General features: G+C 40.4%; 11 protein-coding genes. 6 read left to right on the top strand and 5 right to left on the bottom strand.

Features of this window, described 5'->3' with window-relative positions; all coding sequences use genetic code 11:
* Positions 1-18: 18 nt before the first annotated feature.
* The 6 genes from ACX3PZ_RS00305 to ACX3PZ_RS00280 all read left to right on the top strand — a co-directional run bounded on the left by ACX3PZ_RS00305 (position 19) and on the right by ACX3PZ_RS00280 (position 4,593).
* Complete coding sequence (locus ACX3PZ_RS00305) at positions 19-513, top strand: GNAT family N-acetyltransferase (protein WP_459084547.1); 495 nt, start codon at positions 19-21, stop codon at positions 511-513.
* A gap of 141 nt (positions 514-654) precedes the next feature.
* Positions 655-1,212 carry a helix-turn-helix domain-containing protein gene (locus ACX3PZ_RS00300; RefSeq protein WP_459084548.1) on the top strand — a complete coding sequence of 186 codons (558 nt, stop codon included), beginning with the start codon at positions 655-657 and terminating at the stop codon, positions 1,210-1,212.
* A gap of 3 nt (positions 1,213-1,215) precedes the next feature.
* On the top strand, positions 1,216-1,662 hold the full coding sequence (locus ACX3PZ_RS00295) for a response regulator (protein ID WP_459084550.1): 447 nt from the start codon (positions 1,216-1,218) through the stop codon (positions 1,660-1,662).
* Positions 1,663-1,664: 2 nt separating this feature from the next.
* Positions 1,665-3,872 (top strand): ATP-binding protein, encoded by a 2,208-nt coding sequence (locus ACX3PZ_RS00290; RefSeq protein WP_459084551.1) that lies wholly within the window; start codon positions 1,665-1,667, stop codon positions 3,870-3,872.
* Positions 3,873-4,122: 250 nt separating this feature from the next.
* Positions 4,123-4,323 carry a DUF5670 family protein gene (locus ACX3PZ_RS00285; RefSeq protein ID WP_459084552.1) on the top strand — a complete coding sequence of 67 codons (201 nt, stop codon included), beginning with the start codon at positions 4,123-4,125 and terminating at the stop codon, positions 4,321-4,323.
* Between the two features lie 33 nt (positions 4,324-4,356).
* Positions 4,357-4,593 carry a hypothetical protein gene (locus ACX3PZ_RS00280; protein ID WP_459084553.1) on the top strand — a complete coding sequence of 79 codons (237 nt, stop codon included), beginning with the start codon at positions 4,357-4,359 and terminating at the stop codon, positions 4,591-4,593.
* 80 nt (positions 4,594-4,673) lie between these two features.
* Here the strand turns inward: ACX3PZ_RS00280 and recG are convergent, their stop codons facing one another.
* The 5 genes from recG to ACX3PZ_RS00255 all read right to left on the bottom strand — a co-directional run bounded on the left by recG (position 4,674) and on the right by ACX3PZ_RS00255 (position 12,300).
* A complete protein-coding gene (gene recG / locus ACX3PZ_RS00275; RefSeq protein WP_459084613.1) occupies positions 4,674-6,758 on the bottom strand; it encodes an ATP-dependent DNA helicase RecG in 2,085 nt (694 codons plus the stop codon).
* Between the two features lie 96 nt (positions 6,759-6,854).
* Positions 6,855-7,385 carry a thioredoxin family protein gene (locus ACX3PZ_RS00270; protein ID WP_459084554.1) on the bottom strand — a complete coding sequence of 177 codons (531 nt, stop codon included), beginning with the start codon at positions 7,383-7,385 and terminating at the stop codon, positions 6,855-6,857.
* 40 nt (positions 7,386-7,425) lie between these two features.
* Entirely contained in the window at positions 7,426-8,937 is a 1,512-nt protein-coding gene (locus tag ACX3PZ_RS00265) for a peptide MFS transporter (protein ID WP_459084555.1), read from the bottom strand.
* 78 nt (positions 8,938-9,015) lie between these two features.
* On the bottom strand, positions 9,016-10,512 hold the full coding sequence (locus ACX3PZ_RS00260; protein WP_459084556.1) for a peptide MFS transporter: 1,497 nt from the start codon (positions 10,510-10,512) through the stop codon (positions 9,016-9,018).
* A 123-nt stretch (positions 10,513-10,635) separates the two neighbouring features.
* Positions 10,636-12,300, bottom strand: a complete 1,665-nt coding sequence (locus ACX3PZ_RS00255; protein ID WP_459084557.1) for a peptide MFS transporter — start codon at positions 12,298-12,300, stop codon at positions 10,636-10,638.
* Positions 12,301-12,331: the final 31 nt, after the last annotated feature.

Below are 12,331 nucleotides of genomic sequence, written 5' to 3'. Positions count from 1 at the left end.
TTTCCCATTGGAAAAGACATGGAATTTAGGAAAGCTAATCTAAACGATATTGCCTTAATTCAAGAGTTAGCTCATGAATCTTGGCAAACTGCGTACAAGTCAATTCTAAGTGAGGAGCAAATACACTATATGCTTGAAACCATGTACAGCGAATCTGTACTTACGTCTCAGCTTGTAGCAAAGAACTATTGTTATTATTTAGTGTTGCGCAAGGATAAAGTTCCTGTAGGATTTCTTGGGTTTGAACACCATTATGAGCCATTGACTACCAAACTCCACCGTATTTATCTTTTGCCCTCGATGCAGGGCAAAGGTTATGGATCTAGGTCACTTGAGTTTCTAAAAGATAGAACAAAGAAGCATAACGATTCTCGAATTGTCTTAAACGTAAATAAGAATAATGTCGCAAAAGAGTATTACCAGCGCAATGGCTTTCAGGTTTACGAAGAGGGTGTTTATGACATTGGCAGCGGATTTGTGATGGACGACTATTTGATGGAATATACTTTTTGAGAATTGCACCACTTTTGAGTTTTGTGCAATGGAATTGTGAAAATTCTGATAGGAAATAGGGGATAATAGGGATTATGAATAAAAATTCACCTCTATAAAGAAGTATTTGTATATTTACTTAATCAAAATAGAGAAATAGGAATGAAAATGAATGTGAAGTTCGACTTTAACACCATTTGCAAAATGGTTCTAGAAGAGAAGCTAAGTTCGCTCGATATTAGGTACAAAATGTTGAATTTCGGTGAAATTGAACTCTTAGACAAAATCTCACCTCAAAAGCAGGAAGAATTAAAACAAGTGCTAAGCACGTACGGTATCGAAGTGATTGAAAACCAAAAAACACTTTTGGTACAAAAAATAAAAGATGCAATCGTGGAAATGATCTTCTCAGAAGAAGTAGTTCACGTGAAAGTGTCAGTCTATTTAGCAGACAAATTAGGACATAGCTACGGGTATATCTCGAATATTTTTTCGCAAGTGACCTATACGTCCATCGAAAATTTCATTATCCTTCAAAAAATTGAATATGCGAAACAGCTACTCATTTTGGAACAGTTGTCCTTAACGGATATAGCCCATCGACTCAATTATTCCAGTGTAGCCCATTTAAGTACACAGTTCAAAAATACCACTGGGATGACCCCCTCCCAATTTCAAAAGATCATTAACAAGCGTAGGGAAGCCGCCATTCAAAAATAGATTATGACAAAAGAGTACACTTATATTTTTCTAGCGGACGATGATGAAGATGATCGTTTGCTTTTCACAGATGCGTTTGAAGAATTGAAAATCACCACCAAAGTAAAAACCTTTAACGACGGTGCAGAACTGATGGACTATTTAAATGACGAAAATGCGATTTTGCCAGAGATTTTGTTTCTGGATTTAAATATGCCGAAAAAAAACGGGCTGGAATGCTTAGGAGAAATCAAGGCCTCCAATCGATTTTCGGATATGGCAGTGGCCATTTATTCTACCTCTTCTTCAGAGGATCATATAGAGGAAACATTCATAAAAGGAGCCAATATTTACATAAAAAAACCAAATGATTTTCAAGTTCTAAAAAAAGTTCTACTCGACGTAGTGACTATGAATTGGCAATTTCACACGTCAGGAATGAACAAAGATAATTTTTTACTTAGATTCTAAAAATGCCTATTCGCCTTGATCGTTCTTTATACTTACTTAGACTAATTTTTGTCGTTGCGACGGCCCTAATATTCTTTTTGATGGGGCTAACGTATAAGCATATGGATCAAATCGGGCAAACCAATTCTCAGGTAAATCGCTCGTTTGATATCTCCTTGAAATTAGAAGAACTTTTGTCAAGCGTCAATTCGATGGAGGTCGATCGGCGGAATTACATCTTGACTGGGCAGGAGCAATACAAGCGTAGTTTTTCTCTAAATGAAGACCGTATTCGAAAGTATACGCAGCGAATTGCAGTTCTCACCTATGAGAATGAGCACCAGTTTACAAACCTGGTGGATTTAAGAAGCTTGATTTTCTTAAATCTAAATCGATTAAAAGAGACCCTAAACCATAATGAGCAGAATGACGCGTCTACAAAGTTGTCTGATGTTTTAGAAGAGGGAAACTACATGAGGTCCCAGATCGTGGAGCAGATTGAAAAAATGCAGGTGCTGGAGCATAAGCATCTGGGCGAACTTCGTGAAGAGCTTCTTTTTAGTCAAAAATCCACTCCGATTTACCTTTACATTATTTCTCTTTTCTCCCTGGGTCTACTTGCTTTTGCTTTCTTTCGAATCAATAAAGATTTTAAAAATCAAAAGCTGATCAACCAGGAACTTCAGTTGTCTATCGATACTTTAGAGCTTGCGGAAACCGTAGGGAATAACGGAATTTGGACCCTTGATCTGTTTTCAGGAGCGCTAAAATTTTCAACCAATTTTTTTAAATTGCTCGGACTGCCTGAGTCTTCTAGACCAGGACTTGATCTATTCATTGGTCAGTTACACCCCGAGGATCAATCTTTTGTCGAGGAAAAAATAGAGGGTCTGAAATCAGGAAAAGAGGTGGATTCGTTTCGTTACCGCGTAGTGAACCCTGACGGACAGCAAAGGCAGTTTCAATCTTTAGGTCGTATTGTAAGAACCGGAAATAACCAACTGATCCTCCTTGTAATGACCACCGATGTGACGCGCGAAATTGAAGATCAATTAAAACTCGAAGGAATTAATTATGTTCTCACCGAGCGAAATAAAAATTTAAGTGTCGCAAACGAGACTTACTTAGAAGCGGAGAAAATTGGTTATTTTGGAACTTGGCAGTTCTTTTACGATGAAAAGGAATTCGTGTTTTCACAAAATTTAGTACGTCTCTTCGGCGTGGAACCCGATACATTTTCGCAGCAAATCAAGCATCTTCTTCCTTACGTTTATACGGAGGACCGAGAGCTTATTTCTCAAGTCATTCAAAAGATATACGAAGGCGACGAATTTGAACCTTTTGTGAGTCGTATTATGCCCAAAGACCATCCTCAAATGCGGTATCTTTCTACAACAGGCAAACGGATTTCAAATCCTTTCACGGGAGATTATCTACTTGTGATTACACAAGACATTACCGAGGAATTTTTAATCAAACTTGATCTCGAGCAAAACAATGTTGTTTTGGAGGCGAACAACAGTGAGCTCCAAGCATTCAATTACGCGGCGAGTCATGATTTGCAAGAACCCCTACGTAAAATTGAAACCTTCCTCTCTAGACTTCGCGATACCAATTACGAGAACTTAACGGAGAACGGCAAGCAGTACATGGATCGTACCCTTGTGGCAGCCAATCGCATGCGAAGTTTGATCGATGATTTGCTTCATTTTTCAAGATCCACTCGTTCAGAAGCGAGTTTTGAATTTACAGATCTGAATGTTTTGCTGCAAAATGCCCAGGAAGAGCTTGCCCATCTGGTGGAAGAAAAAAAAGCTGTGATTACCACAGAGCATTTGCCAACCTTAGATGTAATTCCGTTCCAAATCCAACAAATGTTTGTGAACCTAATTGGAAATTCCCTTAAGTATAGTAGTGAAAATCGCAAACCACTTATTGAAATTACCTGCACAAAAACCTCTTCCGCTCTAGAGCCTGTGATTCGCAATGAAGTCAAAACCAATTATTTTAAACTCGTTTTTAAAGACAATGGGATTGGCTTTGAAAATCAATATTCTGAGAAGATATTCACCTTGTTTAATCGCCTTCATTCGCGTGAAGACTACCGTGGAACTGGGATAGGACTTGCGATATGCAAGAAAGTTATTGAGAACCACAACGGCTATATTTATGCGCAGGGAGAGCCCGGAGAAGGTTCAATTTTCACAATACTACTTCCTGAGCAGGTCTGAAAATAAAACATTCTTCTGCTTAGTTCTCTTGTAATTTTCTTAGCGGAAGTGTCGAATTTCCCAAATATTGAAAGTTATTCTCAAAATTCTGTAAGGGAAATCCCCTTCTTTTTAATCACTTTTGTTTAGTTCAATGGGATCATTTTAGATTCTCTTAACCTCTGGCAGGGCAAGCAGTAGTCTTTTGAACGCTGGAAATCTCGAAGAATTTTTTTTTGGAATTTTTAGTACCCAATAAAAGTACAAAAACATGAAATTAGGGGATTTTGGCTGGGGAAATAACGATGAAAATCAGAAAAATATTCCTTTTTGGATAGCGGGTATTTTATTTTTGATTTGGTTTTTAGCTTACATGGTTTTTGATGTGGACAAGGAAATTCATTTTGTGTTTTTGCTAGCAGTACTGGTCCTTGTCTACAGGCTGGTTTCCGAATGTAGAAATACAAATTAAATCTTTAATACAACCTTAAACAATAAATGAATTATGAAAAAATTAAATTTAGTTAGCAAGCTGCAAATGTTTGCCTTCACGGTTTTGATGAGTGTGTACAGTTTTGCTCAGGAAGCTTCAGATTTGAAAGTAGATGTCGATATTGACAAACCTGGGGATGAATTGGCAAGCGGAGATTGGATGTCTAATCCTCTAGTATGGGTCATTGGAGCCCTTGTCTTAATTCTGATCATTGCACTTGTCGCAAGAGGGGGTGGAAATAAAAATTAGATCGTAATACGCCTTCACTTTAAATCTTATACTTAAATTGAAATTTGCACTTGGACTCTCGGCTCAAGTGCATTTTCTTTTTACGAGATTTTGCTCCATTTGGTTTTGTCTCGATAGTTCTTCAAGTAAAAGGCTTTCATCGATTGATTCGAAAGGCTCTGTAGCTGAGGGTCTTTTTTTAGTAAGGCTGAGACAAGTTCCTTGGTTTGTTTGATAATGGGATAGTCTTTCAAAAGGTCTAGTCTTTTAAAATCAACTACGCCACTTTGTTGCGTGCCTAACATATCCCCAGGACCTCTAATTTCTAAATCGACCTCCGATATTTTGAACCCATCGTTCGTTTGACAAAGGGTGGAAATTCGTTTGCGGCTTTCGCTGCTAAGTTTCTCAGAGCTCATTAAAATACAAAAACTTTGATCGGCGCCTCGTCCTACACGACCTCGCAACTGGTGTAGTTGCGAAAGTCCAAAGCGCTCCGTGCTCTCAATGACCATGACCGAAGCATTGGGTACATTGACTCCTACTTCAATCACGGTGGTAGCTACCATGATTTGACTTTCACCGCTTGCGAACACCTCCATAGCCTTTTCCTTTTCTTTGGGTAGGAGTTTTCCATGAAGCATGCTCACTTTATACTCTTTAAAATAGTCCGTGACAATCTGGTAGCCTTCTTGTAGGTTTTTATAGGCTAAGGTTTCGCTTTCTTCGATCAGGGGATAAACAAAATAGATTTGTCTTCCTTTTCGGATTTCATCTCGACAGAACTGGAATACACTTTGTCGGTCTTTTTCTTTGCGATGCACTGTAATAATGGGCTTTCGACCTGCTGGGAGTTCATCGATGACCGACACATCTAAGTCTGAGTAAAAGCTCATGGCAAGTGTTCGTGGAATTGGGGTTGCCGTCATTACTAAGATATGCGGCGCGATTTTATTCTTTGTCCAGAGCGTGGCGCGCTGCGCAACGCCAAAACGATGCTGCTCATCAATAATGCAAAGGCCTAGATTTTTGAATTGCACGGTTTGTTCAAAGACGGCATGCGTTCCAATTAGGATGCTTACGGTTTGTTCCCTTAAATCTTGGTGAATCACTTCTCGCTGTGCTTTCTTTGTACTTCCTGTAAGGAGGTGCACTTTAATTTCTGTGTTTTTAAGGAGCTCAGAAATTCCTATAAAATGTTGTTGAGCAAGGATTTCTGTAGGAGCGACAAGACAGCTTTGAAATCCATTGTCCATGGCCAGAAGCATGGAGAGAAGTGCGACGATGGTTTTTCCGGAACCTACATCTCCTTGCAAGAGACGGTTCATTTGTATGGGTCTTTTTAAATCAGAACGTATTTCTTTCAGAACCTTTTTTTGCGCGGAGGTGAGCTCAAAGGGCAAATGGTTTTTGTAAAAGTTATGGAAATGAGTGCCCACCTTTGTGAAGGCATGGCCTACTGCAGTGGTATCATGATGTTTCTTTTTCAGTCCATAGGACAGTTGAAAAAAGAAGGCTTCTTCAAATTTCAATCGATTGTCGGCCTTCAGCTGCCATTCTAGATCCGTAGGGAAGTGAATGTGCCGAAAGGCTTTTTCGCGCGATAGCAATTCGTAATGAGAAAGCACCTTTGTAGGAAGGTTTTCCTCCACAAGGGTGGGGAGTTCTTGGCAAATGGATTTAAGGATGCCTCGAAAGAACTTTTGAGTGATCCCTCGTTTGGTAAGCTTATCCGAACTTGGATAAATTGGAATTAAATAGGAAGGCCTGGATTGGCTCTCTTGAATTTCGATTTCAGGATGAGCCATGGAATAGCTTTGATTGAATTTGGATACTTTCCCAAAAATATAGAGTTCCTTTCCGATGGGTATTTGTTCTTTCAACCATTTGGAGTATTGAAACCAGATGAGTTCCATCGTGCCTGTAGAATCTTGAAATTTGGCCCGAAGTCTCTTGGCCCTACCCACACCCACTTCACTTAATTCCGAAACTTTTCCTTTCAGTTGTATTTCAGGAAGATTATCCGTGAGTTCCGAGATGAGGTAAATTTTGCTTTTGTCGATGTACCGAAGAGGATAATACTGAAGAAAATCTTCCACGCTTCGAAGCCCCAAAACAGAGTGCAATAGTTTTGCTCGTTCGGGGCCAATGCCTTTAAGGTATTCAATGGAAGTATCTAGAGTCAAGGGCATAGATTAAGGTTCGAATTTCGGAAATTTTACTTCAAGTACCAAAAGCCTTTGGCACTTAGAGAAAGTTAGAAAACGAAAACTAGGGAAGGACTAGTTCTTAATTTTAGATTTGATCTTCTTTCGGTAGTTTTCCCACTCTTCGCTGGAGGTGATTTTCAAATAATCTCCTCGACCAAAAAAGATCAAATAAGGTTCTAATTCTTTTGCATTCCATGAACCTTGAATAGTCGTGATGGGCATACTCTGTTCGTCGAGAAAAGCGATACTAGGCAAGGAGGTGATGTTCATAAACCTAGCAAAAGAATGGTACTTAGTAGGGTTCTTCTCGCGTGAATCCGCACCAGAAAAGTCTTTCCCGAAGACACTAAAGCTTTGCGTGCTGTGGATGTCAAATTTTACAGCATAATAATACTCACGGATATAGCTTTGAATCTCAAGCGAACCAAAGGTTTGCTTTTCAAGCATTTGGCAAGAATTGCAATCGGACTCATAGAATAGAATCAGAATCTTTTTGGGCACTTTTTGTTGAAGCTCAAATGCTTTTGTAATAGGAACCCAGTCCACTTGAGCATAGCTTTTTGCGAAGAAGAAAAATAAAACAAAAGCAAAGATTCGTACCATAGTTGTTTGGATAGAGTTTAGCTCTGAAAGTTAAAGGTCCTTAGCGGACTTCTTGCATTAATTTTTTAATTAAAGGAGAAATTAAAATAAGAACCACACCCGCAATGATCGCATATATTCCAAGCTGTTTGTATCCTTCAGTGTACGTAATCAATGCTTCATAGTTGGAGGCTCCCTCTTTTGCTTGAGACATTTTTGACCCAATGATTCCGGCCACATACTGACCATAAGCAGAGGCTAAGAACCACAGTCCCATCATCATCCCTTGCAAATTTTTGGTGGACAGTTTAGTCATAATGGAAAGCCCAATCGGAGAAAGGCAAAGTTCACCAAAAGTAATGATAAGTAGGGCAATGGCGAAGATGTTAAGAGAGGTGATGCCTTGTAGGTTGGCAAAGAATTTCGTTGCGTAAAGTGCGTAGAAACCTAATCCTAAGAAGAGGAATCCCAGTCCAAACTTCACAATCGTATTGGGTTCGAGTTTTCGTTTGCTGAGCCAAATCCAAAGAAGACCAGCCAGCGGTGCAAGCAGAATGATGTAGAAGGCTCCTCCCGAGTTGTTGACGCCGTTGGGATCAAGTCCTAATAAATCGTTGTTAAGGTTTTTTGCCGCAAAAATACTCAGCGAGCCTCCACTTTGTTCGTAGATTCCCCAGAAGATAATGGAGAATACAATAAAGATAAGGGCCGCCCAAAGTTTTTTACGTTCGGCTGGCGTTACTTTGCTCATTTCGTAAAATAAATAAAGCAGTGTAACAGGACCAATGATATACATGAATAGATCCGTGTACTGCGTTTTGGACACCATGGTCATAATTATAGGTATTAACACAAGGGTACCGAAGTACACTGCGTACTCATGCCATTTTTTAATCTTACGTTCCTTTAGTTCTGAATCCGGATGACCGGGTTGAAGACCAATGGTTCCAAGATTACGCTGAACAAAATGAAAATTCACAAGACTGATGACCATCACAATGGCGGCCAGCCCAAATGCGACGTTCCAACGTAGAGCCTCGGGGATCCATTGACTAAAGAGTTCTCCTTTTCCAATCGCAATGCATAAATAACCTCCTAGTAAGGCCCCGAGGTTGATTCCCGCATAAAAGAGTGAAAAACCTGCATCGGTTCGAGAGTCATTTGGACGGTAAAGTTTACCTACCATCGTGGAGATATTCGGCTTGAAAAACCCCGTACCGATAATGGTAAAGGCAATACCTAGAAAGAAATTATCGTGTGGATTGCTCGCTAAGATGGCACTTCCGGCGATCATCATAAGACCTCCCCAGAAGAGGGATTTACGAAAGCCTAGGATTTTGTCTGCAAAGAGACCTCCCACAAAGGTAAAGGCATAAACAAAGGCCTGCGTAGCTCCATACTGCAGTTGAGCAATGTCTTCTTTCATGAGAAGTTCCGTAATCATGAAGTAAGTAAGCATGCCTCGCATGCCGTAAAAACAAAACCTCTCCCACATTTCGGAAAAGAAGAGTCCCCAAATTTGTTTTGGATATTTGCCTTTGAAATCTTGTATTTGCTCTATTGATTGTACCATTTTAAAGAATAAGAAGGCGAAATTAGAAAAAACCACTGAATGTTCAGTGGTTTTAAGTTATTTATTTTCTATTTATTTTTAGTGAATTCCTTTCATGAATTTATTCAAAATAGGAGAAAGCAGTAGAAGTAAAACTCCCGAAGCAATCATTAGGTAGGTGATAAACGGATATAGATCAAATTGGTACTGAACCAGAATTTGCTCTAGTGTTGCTGCAAAATAGTTACCTAATGCAAAACTCGCCATCCATACTCCCATCATAATGGAAACGATTTTTCCCGGGGAAAGTTTTGTGACCATGGATAGTCCAATAGGAGAGAGGCAAAGTTCTCCTAAGGTAAGCAGAGCGTAGACCACCACAAGCCACATTGGGCTTACAAGGTTTCCGTTTTCTGCTTGGTTGCTCGCTTGGGTCATGATGAAAAACGCAATCGCACCAATAAACATAGCAATTGCAAATTTAACAGGAGTTCTTGGGTTTAGTTTAAACTTGTCTAGTTTCACCCATAGCAGGGAGAAAAGAGGTGCAAACGCCACAATTACAATTGGATTAATATTTTGAAACCAAGTGGTTGGAATCTCAAATCCACCCACCACACGGTTCGTGTTGTCTTGTGCAAATAGGTTGAAAGTACCTCCGGCCTGTTCGAAACCAGCCCAGAAAACAATGTTAAAGAAGGCAAGAATTAAAATAACAAATACTCTTGTCCATTCGGTAGTTCCGCTGGTTCCCTTGAAGATAGAGAGCCCAATGAATCCGGCACCAAGAATTCCAAATACCCAAATGATAATCGTGTGCATTAGGTCGTTCGTTTGGTTCCAAATGAACATCACAAGGAAGACAAACGCAACATTTGCGATCGTGTAGATGACAATGTCTCTCCAGTCCTTAGGTACTAAATTGACAAGTCCTTTTTCTTTGTATCCAGGAGGAAGCCCTTTGTCTCCAAGCGTGTTTCTTCTTGCGTAAAACCAAAGAACACCCACTAGCATTCCTAAACCAGCCGCTAAATATCCATAAGGCCAGCCTACTTTTTCGCCCAGGGTCCCTGCCACGAAAGGAGAAAGGAAAGCTCCAATGTTAATACCCATATAGAATATGGTGAAAGCACCGTCTTTTCTTGGATCAGAGTTATCATATAGATCTCCTACCACAGTGGAAATGTTGGGTTTGAAGAATCCGTTCCCTAAAATGAGAACACCAAGACCCAAATAAAATAAATGTTGACGGGATTCTAAATCGCTTACAAAGCCAGAGGCGGCACCTGCGGCAAGTAAAAATTGCCCGATGGCCATCACCAGCCCACCAATTACAATGGACTTTCTTTGTCCTAAAATTTTATCAGCGAACCAACCTCCGAGAATCGGAGTAAGGTAAACCAAGGCGGTGAATATACCGTAAATTTTAAGTGATTCTGCTCGGTCTAGTCCAAATCCACCAGTGGCTAATTCAGCAGTTAAGAAGATCGTTAATAACGCTCTCATTCCATAGTAAGAGAAGCGTTCCCACATTTCTGTGAAAAATAAGGTATAGAGCCCCTTGGGGTGACCTTTTTTGGCCTGTACTGTATCCATGTAGTTAATTGTTAATTTATGTTAAGCTTAGCAAATATACTTTTTTTTAGAAACCCAGCAACATTAAAAACAGAAAATCGCAGCCAAAAGCTGCGATTTTCAACATGTATGTTTAATGTGAACTTAGTTCACACCTCGTTCCTTCATGACTTTGTTTAATCCTTTGAGGATCGATAGTCCTAGGAGTGTGGCCAAAAGAAGAAGGCCGAAATTCACCCAAAAGAAATTTGCTTTGTCCTCGTAATTGTACCACAAACTAGCGAGTACTCCAGAGAGTTTGTTCCCGATCGAAGTGGAGAGGAAAAACCCTCCCATCATAAGGGCCGTGATTCGAGGAGGCGAGAGCTTGGAGACAAGGGAGAGTCCCATGGGCGAGAGACAGAGTTCTCCCACCGTGATCACACCATAGGCGGCTATAAGCCACCAAGCAGAGACCTTCTCCAGTCCATTCCCTCCGACATATACGGCACCCACCATGACTAGGCAGGATAGAGCGGAGATAAAGAGACCTAGAACAATCTTGGATGGAGTTGAAGGCTCTTTCCCCCTTCGTCGAAGGAACATAAAGAAACCAACCACCAGAGGTGTAAGAATGATGACCCAAAATGGATTGACCGATTGGAAAAGTTCTGTATTGAGTAGATAGACGTTCTGATCTTGATTCTGTTCGAGTTCAGATTTAAATTCAGGTGATATGTTGCGGAAATAGATGTCTTTTCCGGGTTCTTTAATGGCGTTGCCATTCTCATCCAATTGCGCACGATACTGATCGTCGTAGACCGTGGACTCTTGCGTGGCAAAGGTTTTGGTTTCCACCAAATATAGCGCTTCCAAAGGTTTTTCCACCGTTTCTGGTGCCGCACGCTCAGTGTAATAATTTGCCCATCGTGTCAAGGCTGTACCGTTCTGTTTGAATACCGCCCAGAACATGAGACTGACGGCAAAGATTGCAAGCAAAGCTCCGATGGGTCTTTTGTCTTCTGCATTGGCTTTTACATACAAACTGATGTAGAAGATGACCACAGGAATACAGGCGAAAATGAAGGCATCTGTACTATCGCTTCCGAAGATATTGCCTGGAATAATCCAGCCCACAAGTCCTGCTAAAATTGCCGGTACGAAGACTTTAAGTAAAACGGTAGAAAGTTTGGTGTCTCCTTCTTGGGCAGGTTTTAAAATATTTGCTTCTCGAATGTGCTTCATTCCGATCGTGAAGACGGTAAGTCCCACGAGCATTCCGACCCCTGCCGTAATAAACGCAGGTCCCCATCCGTATTTATTTCTCATATATGCGGCCACAAAGTTGCAAATTAAAGCTCCTATGTTAATTCCCATATAAAAAATATTGTATCCAGCGTCTTTGTTCTCTTTGTAGGGCTCATCGGAATAGAGATTTCCTAAAAGCGTAGAGATGGAAGGCTTAAAGAATCCATTTCCAAGAATAACAAGTCCTAAAGACGCGTAAAATAGGGGAAGACCCTGGAAAAGGCCCACGCCAATATATCCGGCTGCCATTAGAATTCCTCCAATGTAAATAGCTTTTACATATCCGAGCACCCGGTCCGCTAAAAATCCACCCAGGAAAGGGGTTAAATAGGTTAGGGCAATAAAAGTTCCAAAGATATCGTCGGCAGTTTTGTCAAGAAAAGCAAGTCCTCCGGTATCTTTAGGGTCGATCATGTAGAGGACAAATATCCCTAAAATCAAGTAGTATCCAAATCGCTCCCACATTTCCGTGAGAAATAAGTAGGGTAGGCCCTTGGGGTGTTTATTTTTTTTTGTTTCCATGTAAGGTTTCTATTAAAGTCTAAATGTATTT

It is taken from the genome of Chryseobacterium sp. A321, assembly GCF_054489265.1.
Note: the sequence above shows the minus strand (reverse complement) of the source record. Positions and strands in the feature narration are given on the sequence as shown.